General features: G+C 28.7%; 29 protein-coding genes, 1 tRNA gene and 1 pseudogene. 25 read left to right on the top strand and 6 right to left on the bottom strand.

Features of this window, described 5'->3' with window-relative positions; translation table 11 throughout:
* Nucleotides 1-456: LD-carboxypeptidase (locus Q0G30_RS07850; protein WP_294388651.1), on the bottom strand; the 456-nt coding region annotated here is incomplete at its 3' end.
* 184 nt (nucleotides 457-640) lie between these two features.
* Here Q0G30_RS07850 and Q0G30_RS07855 point away from each other — a divergent pair.
* Both Q0G30_RS07855 and Q0G30_RS07860 read left to right on the top strand, forming a co-directional pair.
* Nucleotides 641-1,273, top strand: coding sequence for an MgtC/SapB family protein (locus Q0G30_RS07855; protein ID WP_294388652.1), 633 nt, complete (start codon nucleotides 641-643; stop codon nucleotides 1,271-1,273).
* A gap of 156 nt (nucleotides 1,274-1,429) precedes the next feature.
* Nucleotides 1,430-2,416, top strand: a complete 987-nt coding sequence (locus tag Q0G30_RS07860; RefSeq protein WP_294388657.1) for a Gfo/Idh/MocA family oxidoreductase — start codon at nucleotides 1,430-1,432, stop codon at nucleotides 2,414-2,416.
* Between the two features lie 53 nt (nucleotides 2,417-2,469).
* On the opposite strand, the gene Q0G30_RS07865 is transcribed toward Q0G30_RS07860, so the two are convergent.
* A complete protein-coding gene (locus Q0G30_RS07865) occupies nucleotides 2,470-2,733 on the bottom strand; it encodes a hypothetical protein (protein WP_291658440.1) in 264 nt (87 codons plus the stop codon).
* Nucleotides 2,734-2,912: 179 nt separating this feature from the next.
* On the opposite strand from Q0G30_RS07865, the pseudogene Q0G30_RS07870 reads away from it, so the two are divergent.
* Nucleotides 2,913-3,188 (top strand): annotated as a pseudogene (locus Q0G30_RS07870) (MGMT family protein); the annotation flags it as partial.
* A gap of 160 nt (nucleotides 3,189-3,348) precedes the next feature.
* Here the strand turns inward: Q0G30_RS07870 and Q0G30_RS07875 are convergent.
* Nucleotides 3,349-3,431, bottom strand: a tRNA-Leu gene (locus Q0G30_RS07875).
* A gap of 169 nt (nucleotides 3,432-3,600) precedes the next feature.
* On the opposite strand from Q0G30_RS07875, the gene Q0G30_RS07880 reads away from it, so the two are divergent.
* Nucleotides 3,601-4,419, top strand: a complete 819-nt coding sequence (locus Q0G30_RS07880) for a ZIP family metal transporter (protein ID WP_294388660.1) — start codon at nucleotides 3,601-3,603, stop codon at nucleotides 4,417-4,419.
* A 79-nt stretch (nucleotides 4,420-4,498) separates the two neighbouring features.
* On the opposite strand, the gene eno is transcribed toward Q0G30_RS07880, so the two are convergent.
* Nucleotides 4,499-5,791 (bottom strand): phosphopyruvate hydratase, encoded by a 1,293-nt coding sequence (eno, locus tag Q0G30_RS07885; protein WP_294388663.1) that lies wholly within the window; start codon nucleotides 5,789-5,791, stop codon nucleotides 4,499-4,501.
* A 375-nt stretch (nucleotides 5,792-6,166) separates the two neighbouring features.
* Between eno and Q0G30_RS07890 the strand changes: the two genes are divergently transcribed.
* The 3 genes from Q0G30_RS07890 (at nucleotide 6,167) to Q0G30_RS07900 (ending at nucleotide 8,542) form a co-directional block, all read left to right on the top strand.
* Entirely contained in the window at nucleotides 6,167-6,859 is a 693-nt protein-coding gene (locus Q0G30_RS07890) for a hypothetical protein (RefSeq protein ID WP_221700721.1), read from the top strand.
* 21 nt (nucleotides 6,860-6,880) lie between these two features.
* Nucleotides 6,881-7,879, top strand: coding sequence for a GGGtGRT protein (locus Q0G30_RS07895; RefSeq protein ID WP_294388665.1), 999 nt, complete (start codon nucleotides 6,881-6,883; stop codon nucleotides 7,877-7,879).
* A gap of 324 nt (nucleotides 7,880-8,203) precedes the next feature.
* Entirely contained in the window at nucleotides 8,204-8,542 is a 339-nt protein-coding gene (locus Q0G30_RS07900; RefSeq protein WP_294388668.1) for an arsenate reductase family protein, read from the top strand.
* A 128-nt stretch (nucleotides 8,543-8,670) separates the two neighbouring features.
* On the opposite strand, the gene Q0G30_RS07905 is transcribed toward Q0G30_RS07900, so the two are convergent.
* Nucleotides 8,671-9,978, bottom strand: coding sequence for an aspartate kinase (locus tag Q0G30_RS07905; protein WP_294388670.1), 1,308 nt, complete (start codon nucleotides 9,976-9,978; stop codon nucleotides 8,671-8,673).
* Nucleotides 9,979-10,241: 263 nt separating this feature from the next.
* On the opposite strand from Q0G30_RS07905, the gene Q0G30_RS07910 reads away from it, so the two are divergent.
* From Q0G30_RS07910 to Q0G30_RS07995, 18 genes are all read left to right on the top strand, one after another.
* Complete coding sequence (locus tag Q0G30_RS07910; protein ID WP_294388673.1) at nucleotides 10,242-11,195, top strand: DUF4003 family protein; 954 nt, start codon at nucleotides 10,242-10,244, stop codon at nucleotides 11,193-11,195.
* A gap of 8 nt (nucleotides 11,196-11,203) precedes the next feature.
* Nucleotides 11,204-12,250, top strand: a complete 1,047-nt coding sequence (locus tag Q0G30_RS07915) for a DNA polymerase IV (protein ID WP_294388676.1) — start codon at nucleotides 11,204-11,206, stop codon at nucleotides 12,248-12,250.
* A gap of 119 nt (nucleotides 12,251-12,369) precedes the next feature.
* Nucleotides 12,370-13,044, top strand: a complete 675-nt coding sequence (gene deoC, locus Q0G30_RS07920; RefSeq protein ID WP_294388678.1) for a deoxyribose-phosphate aldolase — start codon at nucleotides 12,370-12,372, stop codon at nucleotides 13,042-13,044.
* Nucleotides 13,045-13,222: 178 nt separating this feature from the next.
* Entirely contained in the window at nucleotides 13,223-15,532 is a 2,310-nt protein-coding gene (locus Q0G30_RS07925; protein ID WP_294388680.1) for an AAA family ATPase, read from the top strand.
* A 237-nt stretch (nucleotides 15,533-15,769) separates the two neighbouring features.
* Nucleotides 15,770-16,105 carry an anti-sigma F factor antagonist gene (spoIIAA, locus tag Q0G30_RS07930; protein WP_294132150.1) on the top strand — a complete coding sequence of 112 codons (336 nt, stop codon included), beginning with the start codon at nucleotides 15,770-15,772 and terminating at the stop codon, nucleotides 16,103-16,105.
* A gap of 16 nt (nucleotides 16,106-16,121) precedes the next feature.
* Nucleotides 16,122-16,544 (top strand): anti-sigma F factor, encoded by a 423-nt coding sequence (gene spoIIAB, locus Q0G30_RS07935; protein ID WP_294388683.1) that lies wholly within the window; start codon nucleotides 16,122-16,124, stop codon nucleotides 16,542-16,544.
* Between the two features lie 17 nt (nucleotides 16,545-16,561).
* A complete protein-coding gene (sigF, locus tag Q0G30_RS07940; protein WP_294388686.1) occupies nucleotides 16,562-17,320 on the top strand; it encodes an RNA polymerase sporulation sigma factor SigF in 759 nt (252 codons plus the stop codon).
* A 193-nt stretch (nucleotides 17,321-17,513) separates the two neighbouring features.
* Entirely contained in the window at nucleotides 17,514-17,978 is a 465-nt protein-coding gene (gene spoVAC, locus Q0G30_RS07945) for a stage V sporulation protein AC (protein ID WP_294388748.1), read from the top strand.
* Nucleotides 17,979-17,996: 18 nt separating this feature from the next.
* The gene (gene spoVAD, locus Q0G30_RS07950; protein ID WP_294388691.1) at nucleotides 17,997-19,016 is read left to right on the top strand and encodes a stage V sporulation protein AD; all 1,020 of its coding nucleotides are present in this window, start codon (nucleotides 17,997-17,999) and stop codon (nucleotides 19,014-19,016) included.
* Between the two features lie 20 nt (nucleotides 19,017-19,036).
* A complete protein-coding gene (gene spoVAE / locus Q0G30_RS07955) occupies nucleotides 19,037-19,393 on the top strand; it encodes a stage V sporulation protein AE (protein ID WP_291656906.1) in 357 nt (118 codons plus the stop codon).
* 136 nt (nucleotides 19,394-19,529) lie between these two features.
* On the top strand, nucleotides 19,530-19,688 hold the full coding sequence (locus Q0G30_RS07960) for a DUF1540 domain-containing protein (protein ID WP_195467135.1): 159 nt from the start codon (nucleotides 19,530-19,532) through the stop codon (nucleotides 19,686-19,688).
* A 215-nt stretch (nucleotides 19,689-19,903) separates the two neighbouring features.
* A complete protein-coding gene (locus tag Q0G30_RS07965) occupies nucleotides 19,904-20,113 on the top strand; it encodes a FeoA family protein (RefSeq protein WP_195467134.1) in 210 nt (69 codons plus the stop codon).
* 13 nt (nucleotides 20,114-20,126) lie between these two features.
* On the top strand, nucleotides 20,127-20,348 hold the full coding sequence (locus tag Q0G30_RS07970; protein WP_195467133.1) for a ferrous iron transport protein A: 222 nt from the start codon (nucleotides 20,127-20,129) through the stop codon (nucleotides 20,346-20,348).
* Between the two features lie 33 nt (nucleotides 20,349-20,381).
* Nucleotides 20,382-22,529 (top strand): ferrous iron transport protein B, encoded by a 2,148-nt coding sequence (gene feoB, locus Q0G30_RS07975; RefSeq protein ID WP_294388697.1) that lies wholly within the window; start codon nucleotides 20,382-20,384, stop codon nucleotides 22,527-22,529.
* A gap of 31 nt (nucleotides 22,530-22,560) precedes the next feature.
* Nucleotides 22,561-22,725, top strand: a complete 165-nt coding sequence (locus tag Q0G30_RS07980; protein ID WP_195467131.1) for a FeoB-associated Cys-rich membrane protein — start codon at nucleotides 22,561-22,563, stop codon at nucleotides 22,723-22,725.
* Nucleotides 22,726-22,919: 194 nt separating this feature from the next.
* Complete coding sequence (locus Q0G30_RS07985) at nucleotides 22,920-23,336, top strand: flavodoxin (protein WP_291656912.1); 417 nt, start codon at nucleotides 22,920-22,922, stop codon at nucleotides 23,334-23,336.
* Between the two features lie 7 nt (nucleotides 23,337-23,343).
* Nucleotides 23,344-23,982 carry a DUF3793 family protein gene (locus Q0G30_RS07990; protein WP_294388699.1) on the top strand — a complete coding sequence of 213 codons (639 nt, stop codon included), beginning with the start codon at nucleotides 23,344-23,346 and terminating at the stop codon, nucleotides 23,980-23,982.
* A gap of 60 nt (nucleotides 23,983-24,042) precedes the next feature.
* Entirely contained in the window at nucleotides 24,043-24,327 is a 285-nt protein-coding gene (locus Q0G30_RS07995) for a DUF2325 domain-containing protein (protein ID WP_133014435.1), read from the top strand.
* 78 nt (nucleotides 24,328-24,405) lie between these two features.
* Here Q0G30_RS07995 and Q0G30_RS08000 read toward each other — a convergent pair whose 3' ends face one another.
* Nucleotides 24,406-25,215 (bottom strand): EcsC family protein, encoded by an 810-nt coding sequence (locus tag Q0G30_RS08000; RefSeq protein ID WP_294388701.1) that lies wholly within the window; start codon nucleotides 25,213-25,215, stop codon nucleotides 24,406-24,408.
* Nucleotides 25,216-25,236 lie beyond the last annotated feature (21 nt).

A 25,236-nucleotide genomic window follows, 5' to 3' on the forward strand; every position in this document is an offset into this window, starting at 1 on the left:
ATTAAATAAGCTATTAATAAAGTTAGCTTTTTGATTTTCACTATCAGAATAAATAAGATTTCTAACTTGATAAAGATAAACTGAATTATTAGTTTTAGCGTAAATAGCATTTAATACAGTAGTTAAATCACTATAACCAAAGAATGGTTTAGGATTTTTAAATATATAATCATAATCTAAATAATCTAAGACTTCATTGGCTAAATCACCACCTGAAATATCAAAAATAGCTTTTACTTCATGATTTTTATATAAATTCATAAAAGCTTTTCCCTTGTCTTCAGCAGAACCATTAAAAGGTGAATTAACTTCATAAATATATTCACTGCAAATAGGAGTTAAATTTAAATTTTTTAATTGTAATAATAAGCTTTCAATTTTAGTATTATTAGCTAATGGTTGACCATTAGAACAGGCTACAATACCAATATGATCACCCTTTTTTAAAATACACATGAAAAATACCTCCAAGATATAAGTTTTATATAATTTTACTATTTATATTAAAATTAATAAACCATATATGTAAATATCTCTTGATTAAAATAATATTATAAAGTGGGGGTGTTTTTATGGGATAAATGATATAGTAACATATTTAGAAGATTTAAATTTTATTTCAATATTTCTAAGAATCCTTATGGCAATAATTTTTGGTGGAATAATTGGATATGGAAGAGAAAGAGAAAGAAGACCAGCTGGACTTAGAACTCATATACTTGTATCTATTGGATCAACTCTTTCAATGATAACTAATATTTATATATATGAAGTATATAATTCATCAAGTGATCCAACAAGACTTGGAGCTCAAGTTATAAGTGGTATTGGTTTTTTGGGCGCTGGTACTATTATAGTCACAGGAAAAAATAAAGTAAGAGGATTAACAACAGCTGCTGGACTTTGGGCATGTGCATGTATGGGATTAGCCATTGGTGCAGGATTTTATTCTGGAGCAATTATTGGATGTTTATTTATAGCATCAGTTACTGCAGCACTTTCTAAACTTGATAAAAGAATTAATAGAAACTCTAGAAATATTACTATATATTTTTTAGTTAATTCAACTAAAGCAGTATCTAAATTATTAGAGGATATACAAAACATAAATGTGAGGATTAATGATATAGAAATAAGTAACAATAATGTATCATCTAATGATTTGATTGGAGTTTTACTTGGTCTGAGAATACCAGGGGATATTTGTCATAATGATTTTATAGAAACAATTAGAAATAAAAATGAAGTTATTTTTTTACAGGAAATAAATTAAAGAGAAGAAATAATATAAGAAAAGATTTGTGCTTATAGTAATGTTATTGCGATATAAATAATAACTTTTGGAGCTAATTCAATTTAAGTTTTCAACAGTTTCTTTATGTTATAATTAAATAATATAAAAAAATAAAAAAATAGGAGAATATATGAGATGAAGCTTGGGATTATCGGATCAGGTATGATAGTAAAAGAATTTTTAGAGATAATACCATATTTAAAAGGAGTAGAGTTAAGGGGGATTTATGGTAGAAAGAGTAGTGAAGAAAAATTAAAAAAAATAAAAAATGAGAATAATATTAAAGAAATTTTTTATGATTATGAAAAATTACTTAAAAGTGATATAGATACAGTATATATAGCATTGCCTAATAATCTTCACTTTGAATTTTCAAAAAAGGCTTTAGAAGCAAATAAAAATGTTATAGTTGAAAAGCCAATAACATCAAATTATACAGAAGCTAAAATATTAAGTAATTTAGCAAGAGAAAGAAGATTATTTATTTTTGAAGCAATTACTACTGAATATTTGCCTAATTATTTAAAAATAAAAGAACTACTTCCTAAATTAGGAGATATAAAGATAGTTCAATGTAATTATTCTCAATATTCAAGCAGATATAATAGCTTTAAGGAAGGTAAAGTATTGCCAGCATTTGATCCAGTATTTTCTGGTGGAGCATTAATGGATATAAATATTTATAATATTCATTATGTAGTTGGACTATTTGGAAAGCCTAAAAATATTGAATATTATCCTAATATAGAAAGAGAAATAGACACATCAGGAATTTTAATATTAGATTATGATAAATTTAAATGTGTTTGTGTTGGGGCAAAAGATTGTAAATCACCAAGTGCAAATAATATTCAAGGAAATAATGGATGTATATATGTAGATACGCCAGTTAATATTTGTGAAAACTTTAAAGTTATAATGAATGATGGAACTATTAGTTTATTTAATGAAAATAAATATGATAACCGTATGGTTAGTGAGTTTATAGAGTTTGTAAATACTATTAATAATAATGATTTAGAGAGATGTTATAAAATGTTAGATCATAGTTTAATAGTAAGTGAAGTTCAAACTATTGCTAGAAAAAAAGCTGGAATAGTATTTAAGTCAGATATTAATTAATGATAAAATACCCCTATTTTTATAAAAATAGGGGTAAACTTATTATAAAGATATTAAAGATATAAATAAAAATAAATAAATATAGCTAGGGTAATCGCTGCAAGAACTAAATCAATAATAGTTAGTTTATATTCTTTTTTTATAATTGATATTATTATACAAATAACACTAACAATAAGATTAAGCCCAGCTAAAATAATATTAGTAAATAATCCTGCTAAAAAAATAGATTCTAATAAGTACAGTGCGGTAGTAATAAATAAAATAATTTGTGTAATTTTAATTATTGGACTTTTTCCTTTTAAAATATTAAACATAGTATTTCTCCTTAAATTTTATCTGATAGTTTTTATATATTCTATCAGATTTTGTTTGAATAGCAAAGTAAAAATTAGGGAGAGAAATATAAAAATAAGGAGATTAAATATGTATTATTCAACAAGTTACTCATCAGCATTAGGAGTAATCACAATGGCAAGTGATGGAGATAAATTAATTATGTGAAATTCCATATGGAGAAACTATTACTTATGGGGAAATAGCAAAGAAGGTAGCCTTTAAGATGAATAAAAAAAGTATGTCAAGTCAAGCTGTGGGTGGAGCTGTAGGTCATAATCCTATATCTATTATTATTCCATGTCACAGAGTTGTAGGTGCAAATGGAAGTCTTACTGGATATGCAGGTGGAATTGATAAAAAAATAAAATTACTTGAGCATGAAGGTGTAGATATGTCTAAGTTTTTTGCACCCACAAAGGGAACAGCTCTATAAATTTAAATAAAGATGTTTGGAAGAACCAAGTCTATAATAGATATGAATTTATATGTGTAGGAAAGTATCATAAAGAGTATATGAAGTAAAATAAAAGTTAAAAGCCTTGATATTACGGAAACGGGTAATATCAAGGCTTTTAACTTGTTAGATATATAATTGGTGCCGGCAGTGGGAATCGAACCCACACGGTTGCCCGCATGATTTTGAGTCATGTGCGTCTGCCAGTTCCGCCATGCCGACATAATTAATATATTTATAATGTTAACATATACCAGTTCTTATGTCAATAAAAAATCACTATAAATAATAGTATTTTTTGGAAAAATGTATTATAGAACAATTTGTAGGAATTTATCATATATTGCTTATATAATTATAAAATTACGTAGAAGGAAAGGAACGTAAGGATATGGAATGGTTTATGGGATTAAACCCTGTAGTGCAGGGCTTAGTGGCTACAATATTTACATGGGCTATAACGGCCTTAGGAGCATGTTTGGTATTTTTCTTTAAGACTGTTGATAAAAAGATTTTAAATTGTATGCTAGGCTTTGGAGCTGGGGTTATGGTAGCAGCAAGCTTTTGGTCATTATTAAATCCGGCAATAGAGTTATGTTCGGAACTAGGATATAGTCAAATTATGCTACCAGCTATAGGATTTTTTGCTGGTGGAATATTTATAATATTAGCGGATAAAATGATGGATAAATATTCTTATGGTGTAATAACTGAAAATAACGAAATAGCAAAAGACTCAATAGTACAAAAGTATAAGAAGAGTATATTATTAGTAGTTGCAGTTACTCTTCATAACATACCAGAGGGATTAGCAGTGGGGGTTGCTTTTGGAGGAGTAGCAGCTGGAATACCATCTGCATCAATAGGAGCGGCTATGAGTTTAGCTTTAGGAATAGGACTTCAAAATTTCCCTGAAGGGGCAGCAGTTTCTTTACCATTAAGGAGAGAGGGGCTATCAAGAGGAAAAAGTTTTTTCTATGGTCAAGCATCAGGCATAGTAGAACCAATAGCTGGAGTTTTAGGGGCAATAGCAGCTATAAGCATTAGAAGTATGCTTCCATTTTTCTTAGCTTTTTCAGCAGGGGCTATGGTTTCAGTTGTAGGATCAGAGTTATTACCAGAAGCATCTATTGAAAATAAGGCTTTAACAACTATAGGATTAATACTTGGATTTATAACTATGATGATTTTAGATGTAGCATTAGGATAATAAAATAAGATCAAATAGAAAAAGGATGACACTAGTAAATGTGTATCATCCTAATTACATAGATTAAGTGGAAAAATAATTATTTTATATTAAAGAAAGCGTTTCTTCCTCTATATTCAGCAACTTCACCTAATTCTTCTGAAATTCTAATAAGTTGATTATACTTAGCAACTCTTTCAGATCTTGCAGGTGCACCAGTCTTAATTTGACCAGCATTAACAGCTACAACTAAATCTGCTATAGTAGTATCTTCAGTTTCTCCAGATCTATGAGAAATAACTGCAGTATATCCAGCTCTATTAGCCATTTCAATAGCATTTAAAGTTTCTGTTAAAGTACCGATTTGATTTAACTTAATTAATATTGAGTTAGCAACACCTCTTTGGATACCATCTTCTAATCTAGAAGTATTAGTAACAAATAAGTCATCTCCAACTAATTGAACCTTATCTCCAAGCCTTTCAGTTAATAGTTTCCAACCTTCCCAGTCTTCTTCAGCCATACCATCTTCAATAGAGATAATTGGATATTTATTAACCCATTCCTCTAAGAAGTCAACCATTTCAGATGCAGTTAAAGTTTTTCCTTCATGTTCTAAAACGTATTTACCATCTTTATAGTATTCAGAAGATGCAGCATCTATAGCTATAAACATTTCTTTACCTGGTTCATATCCAGCTTTAGTTATAGCTTCTAATATAACTTCAATAGCCTCTTCATTTGATTTTAAGTTTGGAGCAAATCCACCTTCATCACCAACACCAGTTGAGTAACCTTTGTTATTTAAGGTTTTCTTTAAAGAGTGGTAAACTTCGGCACAAGCTTGAATAGCTTTATCAAATGAATCAAAACCTACAGGCATAACCATAAATTCTTGTAAATCAACAGAGTTATCAGCATGAGAACCACCATTAATTATGTTCATCATTGGAACAGGTAAAACTTTAGCATTTACGCCACCAACATATTGATATAGTGGAAGTCCTAAGAAATTAGAAGCAGCTTGAGCTACAGCTAAAGAAACTCCTAATATAGCATTAGCACCTAGAGAACCTTTGTTATCAGTTCCATCTAGTTCTATTAATTTCTTATCTATTGCAGTTTGGTCAAATACATTAAATCCTATTAATTCTTTTGCAATTACTTCATTTACATTTTTAACAGCATTTTGTACACCCTTACCCATGAAGTAATCTTTATTTCCATCTCTTAATTCTACTGCTTCATATATACCAGTAGAAGCACCAGAAGGTACAGCAGCTCTTCCTATAGTTCCATCCTCAAGAATAACTTCAACTTCAACAGTTGGGAAGCATCTTGAATCTAATATTTGTCTTGCAACAACATTAATTATTTCAACAACGTTTTTCATTTAAAATCCTCCTAAAAATAGAAAATAAAAATAAAGATAAATGAAACAATGTATTAATTGAAAATCATTATCAATACTTTGCTTAATTATAACAAAATATATAAATAAATGGCAAGTTAATTGATAATAATTATCAATTTCATTTTTAAAATGTTTACTTTAGTCAATATTTTGAAAAAATTATAAGAAATTTTAGCAATATGTTAAAAAATTATTATTTTCTTATTGTTAGAGATTGATTCATCTGTTATTATATAGAGGTAGGATAGATTTATCCCCAGCGGGGTGAATCTTGACCCAGTTAAGTACAGCCTATTTATTACATAGTATTTAGGACAAGCTATAACTAATATTAATTAGGGAGGAATCAATATAATGATGTATTCAAAAGAAGTTGAAGAAATGTGCGTTGTTGCTAAAGGCGCTAATCATGCATGTGCTCCAATTCCAGTTGAAGGAAAATGGGTACAAGCTACACAAATATCAGATATTTCAGGGTTAACTCACGGAATAGGTTGGTGTGCACCTCAACAAGGAGCTTGTAAATTAACTTTAAACGTTAAAGGTGGAGTTATCCAAGAAGCATTAGTTGAAACAGTTGGATGTTCAGGAATGACTCACTCTGCTGCTATGGCTTCAGAAATATTACCAGGAAGAACTATATTAGAAGCTTTAAACACAGACTTAGTTTGTGATGCTATAAATACAGCAATGAGAGAATTATTCTTACAAATCGTATACGGAAGATCTCAAACTGCTTTCTCTGAAGGTGGATTACCAATCGGAGCTGGTTTAGAAGATTTAGGTAAGGGATTAAGATCTCAAGTTGGTACTACTTACGGAACTCTTGATAAAGGTCCTAGATACTTAGAAATGGCAGAAGGATACATTACTAAAATCGCTTTAGATGAAGATAATGAAATCATCGGTTATAAGTTCGTTCACTTAGGAAAAATGATGGAAATGATCGGTAAGGGAATGGATGCTAATGAAGCATTAGAAAAAGCTGCAGGTCAATACGGAAGAGTTGCTGACGCTGTTAAATTAATCGATCCAAGACACGAATAATTTGTAAGGAGGAATTTAATCATGGCATTATTTGAAAGTTATGAAAGAAGAATAGGACAAATCACTCCAGTATTAGAAAAGTACGGAATGAAGACATTAGAAGATGCTAAAGCTGTATGTGATGCATACGGAATAGATCCATATACAATCGTTAAAGAAACTCAACCAATCGCATTCGAAAATGCTGCTTGGGCTTACGTTTTAGGTGCTGCAATCGCTATAAAGAAAGGTTGCACTAAGGCTGCTGATGCTGCTGAAGCTATCGGAGAAGGGTTACAAGCTTTCTGTATCCCAGGTTCTGTTGCAGATGACAGAAAAGTTGGTTTAGGACATGGTAACTTAGGAGCTATGCTTTTAAGAGAAGAAACTAAATGTTTCGCATTCTTAGCAGGTCACGAATCTTTCGCTGCTGCTGAAGGTGCTATTAAAATAGCTGAAAAAGCTAACAAAGTAAGAAAAGAACCATTAAGAGTTATCTTAAACGGTCTTGGAAAAGATGCTGCTAAGATAATTTCAAGAATTAACGGATTTACTTATGTTGAAACTAAATTTGATTTCTTCACTGGTAAATTAGAAGTTGTTAATTCAAAAGCTTACTCTAACGGACCAAGAGCTAAGGTTAACTGCTATGGATCAAACGACGTTAGAGAAGGTGTTGCTATAATGCATCACGAAGGTGTTGACGTATCAATTACTGGTAACTCAACTAACCCAACAAGATTCCAACACCCAGTTGCTGGAACATACAAAAAAGAATGTGTTGAATTAGGTAAGAAATACTTCTCAGTTGCATCAGGTGGTGGTACTGGAAGAACTCTTCACCCAGATAACATGGCTGCAGGTCCAGCTTCTTACGGTATGACAGATACTATGGGAAGAATGCACTCAGATGCTCAATTCGCTGGTTCTTCATCAGTTCCTGCTCACGTAGAAATGATGGGATTAATCGGTGCTGGTAACAACCCAATGGTTGGTATGACAGTTGCAGTTGCAGTTGCTATAGAAGAGCACGCAAAATAATAAATTCTTAGTTATTTATAATTAAATAAATAAACTTTAGAAAATAGAACCTCATGTATTACTTTTAAAAGTTATACGTGAGGTTTTTTATATATCTTAAGATTAATAAAATATATAAATTTAAATTATTTAACTATTAAAAGTTATATGTGGTTTTATTTTATTTGCAAATATAATGTAATATATTATAAAACAATAATTTTTTTAAATTATATTATAATATACTGATATAAAATTATATAGTTAGTTTTAGATGGAGAAAAATAAAACAATGTGACATTTATGATATAATAATTATTATTTTAAGTATGAAAGGATATAAAAATGAATATACAAATATTTGGAACAAAAAAATGTAATGATACTAAGAAGGCAGAAAGATTTTTCAAGGAAAGAAGAATACAATACCAATTTATAGATTTAAAAGAAAAATCATTAAGCAAAGGGGAACTTCAAAGTGTTAAAAAAGCAGTAGGACTAGAAAATTTAATAAATAAAAATTCAAAAGATTATAAGAAACTAAATATGGATAAAATAAGAGGAGCAGAAACTAGAGAAGATATGCTATTAAAAAATCCATCATTGTATGTTACACCAATTGTTAGAAATGGTAAGGAAGCTACAGTTGGAAATAACCCTGAAATATGGAAAAGCTGGGAGTAATGAATTAAGTAGTTGCAAGTGACAAGTTTCAAGTTAAGGAATAAATTCGGCTTTAGCCGAATCTAAAAAATATAATTAAGAAACTCCCAAGGGAGTTTCAACCATAACTTATAACTTGTCACTTGTCACTAGTTAAATGCATTATAAATAGCATTAATTCCCTTTTCAAAATCATCATTTTCAATCCCAACTAATACATTTATTTCACTAGAACCTTGATCAATCATTCTTATGTTTATATTAGCTTCAGCAAGGGCTGTAAATATTTTAGCCGCAACACCTTTACTATAAGCCATACCAGTTCCTACAGTTGCAATTAAAGCCATATTAGGATAAACAACTACAGAATCAGGATTACAAGATCTTTTAATTTCTTCAACAATAACCTCAGTTTTATTTTTTAAATTAGAGTCAGAAATAACAACACTTACTGTATCAATACCAGATGGCATATTTTCAAAAGAAACACCATGTTGTTCTAAGATTGTAAGAACTTTTCTACAAAAACCAAGTTCTGAGTTCATCATAGACTTTTCTATAGATAAAACAGTAAAGTTTTGCTTTCCAGCAATACCAGTAATAGTATTTTCATGCTTAGTTTCATTTTTTACTATTAAAGTTCCTTCATCTTCAGGTTCATTAGTATTTCTAATGTTAATTGGAATTCCAGAAGTTCTCACAGGAAAAACAGCCTCTTCATGTAAAACTGAAGCTCCCATATATGATAATTCTCTAAGCTCGCCATAAGTTATAGTTTTAATTTTTTTAGGATTGTTAACAATTCTAGGATCTGCCATTAGGAACCCTGAAACATCAGTCCAATTTTCATAAAGATTTGCATTTATACTTGCAGCAACTAATGCACCTGTTACATCAGAACCACCTCTAGAAAAAGTTACGATTTCTCCATTTTCATCAGAGCCATAAAACCCAGGAATAACAGCACGTTCATATTGAGATAGCTTCTCCTTAAGTAAACTATAAGTTTTATTAATATTTAAAGTTCCATACTTATTAAATTTAATTACATCTTTTGCATCGATAAAATGGATATCTAGATATTTAGAAAGAATTATTCCATTAAGATACTCGCCTCTACTTGCAGTATAATCGGCAGATGCCCCATTTTCTATATCAGTTTTTATTATGTTTAAATAATGATCTAAATCTAAATTTAAATTTAATTCAGAAACTATAGAATGATATCTATCTGATATTAGTTTAAATACATCATCTAACGGAATGCTTGAATTAACATGTGCATTACATAAATAAAGTAAATCTGTTACTTTAAAGTCCTTAGAAAATCTTTTTCCAGGTGCAGATGGAATAACAAATTTTCTATTAGAATCATTTTCTATAATGTTTTTTACTTTTTTAAAATGTATGGAGTCTGCTAAAGAACTTCCACCAAATTTTGTTACAATAGTTTTCATTTTTTTTGCCCCCTTAATGTAAAAGTTAAAAATAACCTCAATAATTATATTAACAATAGTTAACAAAAAACTCAACTATATACAGAAATGTAAGAATGAATATTTGTTATAAAATAACAGACAAAATGTTATTAAAATGATATAAATTCATAGTATAATAAGTGTGGAGAATTATAATTTAGTATTAATAGATTAAATGAATATGTATTAAATTTTAACATATAACTCTAAATATATTTAAAATCATGGGGAGAGATAAATAAATGGACAAGTTTCTGGTTGACAGAATACAAATGACAGTTGATAACTACAGATTAGCAAAAGAAGAACTAAGAAATGATGGAGATATTATAAATCATTTTGCAGCATTAGTTTTTTCTCATTATGAAAAGAAAATCCCAGTTGGAAGAATTAAAGAAATTAGAAAAAATATTAAATCAGCAACAACAATGATGTCGCCTTTTAGGGGTGATACTCTAAATATACTTTCATTATTAATAGGAACAGTTGATAATGATAATGAACAAGAGATTATAGAAGATATGTATGAAACTATGGAGATGTTAGAAGAGGAAGGCTTTTTATCAGGTTCATATTTAGCTTTAACAGCATTTACAATTAGTAAATATTGCAAATATAAAGATAAGAAAGAGATAATAAAAAAAATAAAAGAATTATATATAATTCTTAAGGAAAAGTATAGTAATATAACAAATGATGATGATTATTTACTTTGTACATTGTGGGTTATTAATAATATTCAAGCAGATACCGTAGATGATTTTATAGAAAATATATTTAACCATATTGCAGATTCTAATATAAGATCTAAGAATGGTATACAAGGATTAGCTAATGCAATTATATTAAATGGATCCTCTGGAGAAATGTATAGAACTATGGAATTTATGATGCAACTTCAGAGGAGGAATATAAAAATAGCCAATCAATTTTTACCGTTGCTTGGGGTGATTACTAATTATAATCCAAGGAGAAATGTAGATATAGTTGAGGGTGTTATTGAATATTTATGTGATGAAGAGGGAGAATATGAATATTATATAGATAAAGGCTTTAGAACTATAATTGCAATAGTAATTATAGCTTTTTGTACGATGACTGATAAGAAAAGATATATTGATGAATTATTAGCTCAGGGAATACTATCTTTTATTAACAGTAAAAACAAAGGTATTTTTGAGGAAGTATTATATTAGGTGAAATAATGAAAAAAATAATTTTACATGTGGATATGGATGCATTTTTTGCATCAGTTGAACAGGCGGATAATCCTAAACTTAAAGGAAAGCCTGTAATTGTTGGAGGGGTTAGTGAAAGAGGTGTTGTATCAACTTGTTCTTATGAAGCTAGAAAGTTTGGAGTTAGATCAGCAATGCCTATTTTTATTGCGCAGAGACTTTGTCCACATGGTATATACTTAAAGGTAAGATATTATAGATATAAGGAAGTTTCTAACAGAGTATTTGAGATTTTTAGAGAGGTTACTCCAATAATTGAGCCACTTTCAATAGATGAAGCTTATTTAGATTTAAGTGAGGGAAAGTTTGATGATGGATTAGAAGCCGCAAACTATATAAAAAAAAGAGTTTTTGAAGAAGTTGGATTAACTTTATCTATCGGTATATCTTATAATAAGTTTTTAGCAAAATTAGCATCTGATTGGAATAAACCAAATGGAATAATGATAATTACAGAGAATATGATTCCAGACATATTAAAGCCATTACAAATATCTAAGATTTATGGACTAGGAGAAAAGTCTGTTAGAAAGTTAAATAATATGGGAATGTTTAAAATAGAGGACTTATATGAATTATCAAGAGAGTTTTTTGTAGAGTATTTTGGAAAGTATGGCATAGATATATATGAAAGAATAAGAGGAATTGACAATAGAGAAGTTACGGTTAATAGAGATAGGAAATCTTATGGTAGAGAAAATACATTAAAGTTTGATACTGAAGATATACAAGATATTCTTTATTATATAAAGAAATTTTGCTTAGAAATATGTGAAGATTTAAAAAGAAAAAATGTTTATATAAAAACTATAACTTTTAAATATAAAACCAGTAACTTTGAAACTCATACTAGAAGTAGAAGTTTAAATTATTATACTAATGACTTTGTAGTTATTTATAAAGTAGCTGAAGAGATTATTATGGATGAGAAGTTTATAGGATCTATAAGATTAATTGGAATTACTGTATCTAGTATAAGGGAAGAAAAGGTAGAACAGTTAAAGTTATTTTAGATAAGGGTTAAAGGTACAACATATAAAACAAACAGAAAAATCTTTCCAATGTATTATATATCAATTATAATATATAATGGCTACTTAAGAAAAATTTCAAAATAAATGGAGGTATTATAATGGATAAGGCACAAATAGCTAAAATGATTGATCACACAATATTAAAACCAGAAGCAACTGAGAAGGAAGTTTTAAAGCTTTGTAAAGAAGCTGTAGAATATAACTTTGCTTCAGTTTGCATAAATCCATCAATGGTTCCAGTTGCAGCTACTGCGTTAGAAGGAACTAATGTTGAAGTTTGTACTGTAATAGGATTTCCTTTAGGAGCAACTACTACGGAAGTTAAAGCCTTTGAAACAAAAGATGTTATTAAAAAGGGTGCTACAGAAGTTGATATGGTTATTAATGTAGGTAAATTAAAGGAAAGAGACTTAGAATACGTTAAAAATGATATAAAAGCAGTTGTTGATGCAGCTAAAAATAAAGCTTTAACAAAAGTAATAATAGAGACTTGTCTTTTAACTGATGAAGAAAAAGTTATAGCTTGTCAATTATCAAAGGAAGCTGGAGCTGATTTTGTTAAGACATCAACTGGATTTTCAACAGGCGGAGCAACAGCAGCTGATATTAAATTAATGAGAGAAACTGTTGGCCCAGATATGGGAGTAAAAGCATCAGGTGGAGTTAGAAGTAGAGAAGATGCTTTAGCTATGATTGAAAATGGAGCAAATAGAATAGGAGCATCAGCTTCAATTGCTATTTGTGAAGGAACTAAGTCAAACTCAAATTATTAAAATAAATATATAAAAAGGAAGCATATATATGCTTCCTTTTTATTATATTTAATAATATATCATATTTTAAAAAAATATTGCCTAAATTCATAATATAAGAATATTAATATAATATATATGATTGTAAAAAAGGGGAGACGAATTACATTAGTAGTTTCTAGCCTTAGATAGGAGGGTTATGAAAAGAGAGTTAACTCCATCAGAAATAATGTTTAAACTAGAGGTAACAGATACTGATGTTGAAAGAGGTACAAAGGGTATTAAAGAATTTAATGATGCCTATAAAAGGATTGAGAGGGCAATAAATATAGATAAAGAGGGCTATAATCTTTATTTAATAGATACCTTCTCAAAGGATAAATTAAAGGAATTAACTACTTTCATAGAAAAAAAATATAAGGATTTAGAAGCACCAAAGGATATATGTTATGTAACATTAGAAGATGTTAACAGACCAGAAGCAATTTTTGTTGCTAATGGAAAGGGAAAAAAATTAAAGGAAACTGTAGAGGATATAAAAAGTTGTTATTTAGAAGCAGTAGATGATTTTTATGGAGATTCTAGTAATGATGAAAAGGATTATCTAGTAGAAGATATTCAAAATAAAAGAAATAGTTATATAAATGAATTAACTAAAATGGCAAAAGAAGAGGGATTTGAAGTTAAGGCCACTAATAAAGGATTTGCATTTATACCTTTAAGTGGTGACGAGGCAATGACAGAAAAAGAGTATGATGATTTAGAAGATGAAAACAAGAATGTTATAGTAGCAAAAGCAGGAACTTTGAAAAAGAAGGCTGAAACTATTTTAGAAGAATTAAAGGACATTGAAGTTAAATCAATAAAGAAATTAAAAAAAATATATTCAAAGTTTTTAGCAACCCAAATGGAGGAAGAAAAAGATAGTGCTCTTTTAGAATTTATAACAGATGATGATTCATACGAATATTTAGAACGTCTATTTACTTGTATAGAAGAGGATTTAATAGAATGTTATACAATGAATATAGAAGATGATGAAAATGAAATATATGAAGTATTAAATAAATATGATGTTAGGGTAATTGTAGATAATACAAATAATTCTTCACCACCTGTGATTTTTGAGGAAGATCCTAATTTAAATAATTTGATAGGGTTAATAGAATATGAAAATCATAATGGAATGTATACAACTAATATTTCGTTAATAAATGCAGGATCAATTTTAAAAGCAAACGAAGGATGTCTTATTTTAAGATTAAGTTCATTAGCTGTAAATACATTAAGTTATTATTATTTAAAGAAAATTTTACTTTCTAATATGGTATCTTTTGATACTAACAAAAGCTATTTAGAATTTATAAATATAAATGGATTAAAACCAAAGCCTATTCCAGTAAAGTTTAAGGTAATATTAATAGGTGATTATGAAACTTATGATCTTTTATATAACTCCGATGAAGATTTTAAAAAGTTATTTCCTTTAAGAGCAGAGTTTTCTTCTGTAGTAAAGGTTAATAATGATTCGGTATTAGAATTGAAAAATAAGATTGAAAATAGAATTAGAAAGAATGAATTATTTAATATTAATAATGAAGCTATGAGCGAAATGTTAAAATATTTATGTAGAAAAAGTAGTAATAGAAATAGAATACTTGCAGATGAAGATACTATAGATAAATTATTAGTATTAGCTAATAATTCAGCTAAAGAAAGAAAGAGTATGATAATAAGTGAAGAAGATATTTTAGAAGTTGCCTATGAAGAGGAATTAATAGAAACTGAAATAATGAGTATGTATGAAGAAAATAAGATATTAATTAGTGTTAAAGATAGAAAAGTAGGAGCAATAAATGCATTGGCTGTACTTGATAGTGGTTATTGTACTTTTGGAAAGCCTATGAGAATTAGCTGTGTTGCATGTAAAGGTTCAGGTAGAATTGTTGATATACAAAAAGAAAGTAATTTAAGTGGAAAAATTCATGAAAAATCAATAAGCATACTTAGAGGATTATTAACAAACCTGTTAAATCCATATGAGAGTATACCTGTAGATTTTCATTTAAGTTTTGAGCAGACTTATGGAATAGTAGAAGGTGATAGTGCTTCAGTTGCAGAGATTATATGTATTCTTTCAGCTCTAAGCAAAAAAGGAATAAGTCAAAATATTGCAGTAACTGGATCTATTAATCAATTTGGAGATGTTCAACCTATTGGTGGAGTAAATGAAAAGATAGAGGGATTCTTTAAAGTATGCAATATGTTAGATAATATAGATGGAAAGGGAGTATTAATACCTGAAGGAAACAAAGATGAAATAATATTGAAATCAGAGGTAGAAAAGGCAATTGAAGAGGGTAAGTTCCATATTTATACGATGAGTACTTTAAATGATGCAATTGAAATGCTTTTATTAGAAGGAGAAGATGATATAGATAGTTTTTATGGGAAGTTACAAAATGAACTGGAGAAATATAAAAAAAAACCGAAAGAAATTAAATCTTAGTATAATAAAATATAAGATGATAAGTAAAATTAAAGTTTGATGAAGATGTTGTATTATGATCTAAAGATACAACATCTTTATTTTTATATGAATTTATATATAGAAAGTAATTAGATTTAAGCAATATCCATAAAAAGGTAAAAATAGATTGACGACAAAATAAATATTATGTTAAAATTATGGAAAAAGAAGGAAGATGGGAGGGTGCTCTAATTATTTGTTTTAGAGTTGATTATTATGTTTTTGAAGTTTAATAAAATTGATGATAAACTAGTTGTTACTCTTGTTGGAGAATTAGATCATCATAGTGCAGAAGAAGTTAGAGTTAAAATAGATGATAGAATAGAACGAGATAATATAAAAAAGGTTATAATGGATTTCAAGGAAGTAACATTTATGGATAGTTCAGGAATAGGTGTTGTTATAGGGAGATTAAAGAAGGTTAAAAATAGAGATGGAAAAGTTTGCATTACTAATATTAATAAAAGAGTAGATAAGGTATTTACATTATCGGGACTTTATAAAATAATTACTGTTTATAATAATGTTAATGAAGCACTTGCAAACATTTAATGGAGGGATTAATAACATGGAAGAAAATAGAGTATGTATAGAATTTGAAAGTAGATCTCAAAATGAAGGATTTGCGAGAGTTGCAGTTTCAGCTTTTGTTTCTCAATTAGATCCAACTATTGAAGAGATTGCAGATGTTAAAACTGCTGTTTCTGAAGCCGTAACAAATTCTATAATTCATGGTTATGAAAATTATGAAAAGGGTATAATTAAAATAGAATCTACAATTTATGGAAGAGAAGTATCGATTATTATTACAGACTATGGTAAAGGTATAGACGATGTTAATAAAGCTAGAGAACCTCTTTATACCTCAAGACCAGATCTTGAAAGATCAGGAATGGGATTTACGGTTATGGAAAGTTTTATGGATAGTTTAGAAGTAGAAAGTCAAAAAGGTAAAGGTACTAGAATTGTTATGACAAAGAAATTTAATTAACATGTTAGGGGAGATTTATGGAAAAGGACAAAGTAAAAAAAGAAAAGTTAAGCTATGAGGATAACTCACAATTATTACCCCTAGCTAAAGCTGGTGATGCAGAGGCTATGAACATGCTCATAGAAGCAAATTTACCTTTAGTAACTTCTATAAGTAAAAAGTTTATAAATAGAGGGTATGATTATGAAGATATTTATCAAATAGGATGTATGGGGCTTGTTAAGGCAATTAATAATTTTGATGATAAGTATAATGTTAAGTTCTCAACTTATGCTGTTCCAATGATAATTGGAGAAATAAAAAGATTCCTTAGAGATGATGGAATTATAAAGGTAAGTAGAAATGTTAAGAGCTTAGCTAAAAAGCTTCATTTTGATAAAGAGGCATTAACTAAAAAATTAAATAGAGATCCAAGTATAGATGAATTAGCTGAATTTTCAGGAATAGATAAAGAAGAGATATTATTTGCTTTAGAATCTTCTGCAAGTATGCAATATCTTTATGAAGTAATTCATCAAGATGATGGTGCTCCAGTATTGCTTATTGATAAATTAAGTGAGAATGCTGCAGAAGATAAGAATTTAACAGAAAAAATAGCCTTAAAAGAAGCATTAAATAGTTTAGATATGAAATCTAGACAAATTATTGTTTTAAGATATTTTAAAGATAAAACACAGATACAGGTTGCTAAAATGTTAGGTATAAGCCAAGTGCAAGTATCTAGAATAGAAAAAAAGGTACTTTCAGAAATGAGAAAACAATTAGATGAAGGATGAACATAAGAAAATGTATAGATTAAAAAATAATAAGTTTTTTGAATAAATCTACATTAAATAATAAAAATTATTTAATGTAGATTTTTTTTCTAAAAGTAAAATAGCTATTAAAATTGTAATAATATGATTTAATTTTTAAATTATGAGGAATAATAAATTTATGGAAGAAAGGAGACGCAAATACATGGGAAAAATGGCTAAGGAAGAAAAAAAAATACTTAAAGACTTTGAAAATATTTCAAAGGAAATGGCACCTAAACCAAAATATTTTAAAAATATTTTAATGGCCTTTCTAGTTGGTGGAGCTATATGTACTATAGGGCAGTTTATATTAAATATGCTAATAAAGTTTGGTATAGATAAAGAAACTGCTAAGTTATGGTTGCCAATAATAATGATATTTATTGGAGCATTATTAACAGGAATAGGAGTATATGATAAAATAGCAAGTTTTGCTGGTGCTGGTACTATAGTTCCTATTACAGGATTTTCTAATGCAGTGGTATCTCCAGCAATAGAGTTTAAAAAAGAAGGCTTTGTTTTTGGTGTGGCGGCTAAAATGTTTACTATTGCAGGCCCAGTATTAGTTTATGGAATAGGAACATCAGTAATAATAGGATTAGTATATTATGTTTTAGGACTTATGGGAATTCTTTAAATGGGAGAGTGAGTATAGATGAGTGTAAAAAATAAAAAGGTAGGAAAGCAAACTATTAAACTTGAAAATCCTCCTAAAATAATTTCAACTTATTCTATAGTTGGACCTAAGGAAGGTGATGGGCCTTTAAAGGATTATTTTCATCAAATATTAAATGATGATACTTTAGGTAAGGACAGTTTTGAAAAAGCTGAGTCTGAAATGATGTATACGGCAATAAAAAGTGCTATAAGCAATGCAAATTTAAGAGAAGAAAATATAGATTACTTATTTGCAGGGGATTTATTAAATCAAATAACATCATCTAGTTTTGCTGCAAGAGAGTTAAATATACCATTTATAGGATTGTATGGAGCTTGTTCTACAATGTCAGAATCATTAAGTATGGCATCATTATTTCTAGATGGAGGATTTGGTAATTATGTTGTAGCATCTACTTCCTCTCATTTTAGTTCAGCAGAAAGACAATTTAGATTTCCATTAGAATATGGATGTCAAAGATGTCCAACATGTCAATGGACAGTTACAGGATCAGGAGCAATGGTTTTAGGTAAAAGTGGAGATTTTCCTAAAGTAACATACGTTACTACAGGATTAGTTAAGGATTATGGAATTAAAGATCCTAATAATATGGGAGCAGCAATGGCTCCGGCAGCAGTAGATACAATATATAATCATTTTAAGGATACAGGAAGAACACCTAAGGATTATGATGTAATTGCAACTGGAGATTTGGGGAAGGTAGGAAAAGAAATAACAACTAAATTATTATTAGATTATGGATATGATGTAAAGGATAATTATGTTGATTGCGGTGATTTAATATTTGATGATGAAAGGCAAAAGACTGATTCAGGTGGTAGTGGTTGTGGATGTTCTGCAGTTGTTACCTGTGGATACTTTTATAAAAAGTTAATGAAAAAAGAAATAAAGAGTTTATTATTAGTTTCTACTGGGGCATTAATGAGCACAACCTCATCTCTTCAAGGAGAAACTATACCGGGAATAGCTCATGCAGTAGCTATTGAATATAAATAGAAAGTTGGTGAGAGTTTATTATGGATTACATAAGTGCATTTATTGTTGGTGGATTAATATGTGTTATTGCACAAATATTAATGGATACAACAAAATTAACTCCAGCTAGAATATTAGTTATGTTTGTTACTCTTGGAGCAATTCTTGGAGGTTTTGGGCTTTATGATAAACTAGTTGAAATCGGAGGTGCAGGAGCAACAATCCCTCTACCTAGTTTTGGTAACGGTCTGGCTAAAGCAGCTATAAAAGGAGTAAAAGAAAATGGATTAATAGGAGCATTTATAGGGGGAATCGAAGGTGGTGCAGGAGGAATTACAGCATCAATATTTTTCGGATATTTAATGGCTCTTATTTTTAATCCAAAAACAAAACAATAATATAATGAATAATTAAGAAAAATATAAAAATCTTAATATACAAAGAAAATAGGTAAAGTTTTCGTATTGATATTTAGAATAATAACACCTCTTATGGGCAAAATAATAGAGTACTAAAGATGTGGAGGTGAAAGTTATGCAAAAGAATTCAAGTATTAAATGTAGTGTACAACAATGTAAACACCATGCCTGTTCTGAAAATTATTGTACTTTAGATGCAATACAAGTTGGTACTCATGAAGCTAATCCAACAGTTGTTGAATGTACAGATTGCCAATCATTTGTATTAAAATAGGCTAAATTTAAAGTAAAAATTAGTAAGTAACTTAGTAAAGAAAAATATTTTCTATACTAAGTTACTTATTTTTTATTATAAAAAACATTTTAAAATAAATTTTTAATTTATACAAAATAAAGAATTAATAGAAAAAAATATTTACTTTTACAAATAAAGGAGTATAATGAAAATATAAATAATGATAATCATTATCAGTATGAGAGGTGAAAGAAATGTCATTAATATTATCACAAGTAGGAGAAGAGGTTAAAATTAAAAAAATAACAGGAAATACTGAAACAAAGAAATTTTTAAATAGTTTAGGATTTGTTATTGGTGAAGGAATTACAATAGTTTCAGATTTAGGTGGAAATTTAATAGTAAATATTAAAGGCACTAGAATAGCCTTAGATAAAAGTATGGCAAGTAGAATAATGGTGTAAGGAGAGTAAATAAATGGCAACCTTAAAAGAAATAAAATGTGGACAAACTGTGAAGGTTAAAAAAGTAGAAGGTACTGGTGCTATTCGTAGAAGAATAATGGACATGGGAATTACTAAAGGTAGTGAAATTTACGTTCGTAAGGTAGCTCCACTAGGTGATCCTATAGAAATAAATATAAGGGGCTATGAATTAACATTACGTAAATATGATGCTGAAATGATAGTAGTTGAGTGAAGATAAGTTAAAAATAGATAGGGGGAGAGAAAGATGGCAATAAAAATAGGGTTAGCAGGAAACCCAAATAGTGGTAAGACAACTATGTTTAACAACCTTACAGGTGCAAAGCAATATGTTGGAAATTGGCCAGGAGTAACTGTAGAGAAAAAAAGTGGGAAAATTAAAGGATATAAAGATGTTGAATTAGTTGATTTGCCAGGAGTATATTCCTTATCACCATATACATTGGAAGAGGTCGTAACTAGAAATTTTATGATAGATGATAAACCAGATGCAATCATTAATATAATTGATGCATCCAATATTGAAAGAAATCTTTATTTAACAACTCAAATATTAGAACTAGGTATTCCAACGGTAATAGCATTAAATATGATTGATATTGTAGAAAAAAGGGGCGATGTCATTGATATTGACAAGTTATCTAAGATTCTTGGATGCCCAGTAGTTAAGACAAGTGCCTTAAAAGGAAATGGAACTAAAGATGTTGCTATGAAGGCAATCGAAATAGCTAAAAGTAAAAAGGATACTAATTTCAATATGAACTTCTCATCTGAAGTAAAGGATGCGTTGGAAGATATCAAAAATTTAATTAAGAGTGATAATATTACTAATATAGGTTTAAGTGAACAATGGATGGCTATTAAGATTTTTGAACGTGATAGTAAATTCATGGAAAAAGTATCTTTGGATAATAATGTTAAGGAAAAAGTAGAGGCTATTATTACAAAATGTGAAAAAGAATTTGATGATGATGCAGAAGGAATAATTACTGGAGAAAGATATGAATTTATTGGCAGTATAGTTTCAAAAGTTATTAAGAAAAAAAATACTTCAAAACATACATTATCAGATAAGATTGATAAAATAGTTACTAACCGTATATTAGCATTACCTATATTTGCTTTAATTATGTGGGGGGTATACTATATAGCTGTTAGTTCATTAGGTTCAATATTAACAGATTGGACAAATGACACTTTATTTGGAGAAATAATTGGAGAAAATGTTGCCGCATTTTTAGAAAGTGTGGGTACAGCTCCATGGTTACAAGGATTGATAAATGATGGAATAATTGGTGGTGTTGGAGCTGTTTTAGGATTTGTCCCACAAATAATGTTATTATTCTTTTTATTAGCATTATTAGAGGACTGTGGATACATGGCTAGAATAGCATTTATTATGGATAGAATTCTACGCAAATTTGGATTATCAGGAAAATCATTTATACCTGTACTTATAAGTTCAGGGTGTGGGGTTCCTGGCATAATGGCAACACGTACTATGGAAAATGATAAAGATAGAAAACTTACAATAATGATTACTACATTTATTCCTTGTGGAGCTAAATTACCTATAATAGCATTGTTTGCAGGAGCTATTTTTGGTGGAGCATCTTGGGTAGCACCAGTGATTTATTTCTTAGGAATTTTTATGATTATAATTTGTGGAATTATTTTAAATAAAACTAAGGCATTTAAAGGGGAAGCAGCACCATTTGTTATGGAACTTCCACAATACCATATTCCAAGTATGAAAGGTGTTTTGATTCATATGTGGGATAGAGGAAAAGCATTTATTATAAAAGCTGGAACTATTATATTTGTTGCTTGTGCTGTAATTTGGTTTACTAGCTCATTTAATTGGACATTACAAATGGTTGATGCTCAAGATAGTATATTAGCAAGTATAGGTAAAGTAATAGCACCGATATTTGCACCACTTGGATTTGGTAATTGGCAATCAGCAGTAGCAACAGTAAGTGGATTAGTAGCTAAAGAAAATGTTGTAGGAACATTTGGAGTATTATTTGGTATAGCGGAAGCAGCAGAAGATACACCAGCATTATTAACTCAAATTGGAACAATGTTTACATCAGCAAGTGGATTAGCATTCATAGCCTTTAATATGCTTAACGCACCTTGTTTTGCAGCTATAGGTGCAATTAGAAGAGAAATGGGATCTTGGAAATGGATGTGGATAACAATTGGCTTCCAAACATTAACTGCTTATATAGTAGCATTAATAATAAATCAAGTAGGTAGTTTATTATTAGGTGAAGGTAGTGTAATTGGAGCTGTAGGCTCAATATTAATTGCAATACTAGCAATTTTAATAGCTATCGGATCAGGAAGAAATATAAAGACTAATAAAGAAGGTAGAGAAATAAGTGCATAAAATTATTGTAATGAGCGAGGAAGTGATATAAATGGCAACATTTATTATTGGAGCTATAGTATTTGGCTTGCTATTTTTAGCTGTATTTAGTATGTTTAAGAAGAGTAAAAATAATAAGGGTGGTTGTGGATGTGGCTGTTCTGGTTGCTCCAGCAAAAAATCATGCAATAGTGAAATTAAATTTAAGCACAAGTAAATACTTTTATATTTTAGGAGATACTAGGAGAAATTTTAGTATCTTCTATTTTTTTTAATGAGAATATGAATAAGCATAAAATAATTTCAAAAAAATTCAAAAAATTTCAAGTTATATATTGACAGGGTTAAGGGAATATTATATTATAATAAGTAATTGAGAATGAATATCAATATTGTTTAGGAGGAGAGAATATGAAAATAGTTTATTATTCAGCTTCAGGTAATACTGAAAAAATGGCGAATTTAATTGCAGAGGGAATAGCTAATGGAGGAAAAACTGCAGAGGTAATTAATGTATCAAATGCAAATGCTGATATTTTTGATAATGAAGAAATAGTTATACTTGGGTGTCCAGCTATGGGGGATGAGGTATTAGAGGAAAATGAATTTGAACCTTTTGTAGAAGAAATATCATCTAAAATTTCAGGAAAAAAAGTTGCTTTATTTGGATCATATGGATGGGGAGATGGTCAATGGATGAGAGATTGGCAAGAAAGAATGGAGTCTTTAGGTTGTACTTTAATTGCTGATGGATTAATAATTCAAAATGAGCCTGAGGATAACTCACCAGAGTGTATTGAATTAGGAATGACTATAGCAAAGGCATAGAAGTAAATTGAAGCAAGTTGAATTTTATAAAAGTCTTGCTAATATGGAGGAAAGAGAGTGCATTGAAAAGTTTTTAATTTACAATGCCTCTCTGGTAATTTCAGGCGTTAAACCATCAGCAACCATTACAATAAAAAAAGATAAAGAAAATTTATATGACAAATGGATAAAGTACGGAATCGATTTTTTAGAAACTATTGATATTCAATATATAGATTTAAGAGAATGTAGTAATGCATTAATTATATTGATATATAATGAGAAGCAATTATTAAACTACATATTTAGAAAAGAAAACAAGAAATTCTTAATGCAATTAGGATATTCAGATAAGAATGATATAAATAATTATTTATATATGCTAAAGAATAGATATAAGGAATTTAATTGTCCACATGAATTAGGTATATTTTTAGGTTTTCCATTAAATGATGTTATGGATTTTATGAATTGTAAAAATAAGAAATGTTTAAGTTGTGGATATTGGCTTGTATATAATAATTTAAAAGAAGCAAAAGAAACTTTCAGTAGATACGATAAAGTTAAGGAGCATACTGTAAATTATATTTTAAAAGGAGATTCATCTCATAATGTGGCATGCTCTATAAGAAATTTATTTGAAGAATATAAAGGGGCTAGTGCATAAAAGAATAATTCTAATTAATAAGAATTAAGGACAACAAGTGATTAAAAGGAGAGAAAATAAATGAGTGTAGTAATAGTTGGTGGCCATGATAAAATGACTAAAGATTATATTAGAGTATGTAAAAAATATAATTGTAAGGCAAAAGTTTTTACCCAAATGGAAACAGGATTAAAGGATAAGATTGGAATGCCAGATGCGGTTATATTATTAACAGATGTAGTATCTCATAAGCTTGTATTGACAGCTAAGAGAGAAGCAGATAAGAAAAATATAAGAGTTATAAGAAATCATAAAAGTACATTAAATGCAGTTGAATCACTTATTAAGGAAATAGTATTAAACTAAAAGTGTGAGTATATGAAAAAGTTAAAGTTAAAAAAGCGGCTAGTTATAATTTAGGATTATATCTAGACGCTTTTGTTATTATAGTAAAAGTTTATTTAAATATCTTTGTTTATATTTGAGCTTAGCTATAGTACTTATATCTTGTAATGTTTTAAAGTTAGTGATTCCACCAATAACTCCCACTAGGGGAAGACCTTGTATAAATTTTGAAGTTAACATATAAGTGGAGATTTTATTAGAAGTTTCCTTTAATGTTTCATCAATATTATAATTATGATATTTACTATTATCTATTTCATTAGCTATAGTATCTAATTTATTAAAATACATTTTTCTTTCAGTACCAGAAGTGACTGAAGCACAAATTATATTTAAAATATAAATTCTTTCTTCAGGAAAACTATAATCAAATCCATAGCTTAAGCTAATTTCATAAATAGACTTTAAAATTACTCCAATATAGATAGGTATATCTGGAATCCCTATTCCTAATAATCCTAGAGCACCACCTTCAATAGCGCTAACAGACTTATTTATAAATGTTTTTTTATTTGCAGATTTATCAATTTTTTTTAGATTTCTTTTTGTGGGATATTTATTTATAGCATAAGAGTTTATATCAAATTCCATGTTTATATCTTCTTTATTGTAGGTTCTTTCAATTATACCTAGACCTTTATCAAATACTGTTTTAAATCCCTTTTCAAAAGCTATATTTAAAGTAGATTGAAGTTTTTCAGGAATTTTCTCCTCAATTTTTATTTTTAAAGGGTCTAATTTATTTTTTATAATACCAGGCTCTTTTTCTAGTATTAATTTTTCTTCCTTTTTATTAAGTTGTATTAATTGTTTTTCAATTAACTTATTTTTACTTGAAAATTTACTCATATATTACTCCTAAAATATGTA

This window comes from uncultured Clostridium sp. (assembly GCF_934754925.1).
Lineage (GTDB): Bacteria > Bacillota > Clostridia > Clostridiales > Clostridiaceae > Clostridium.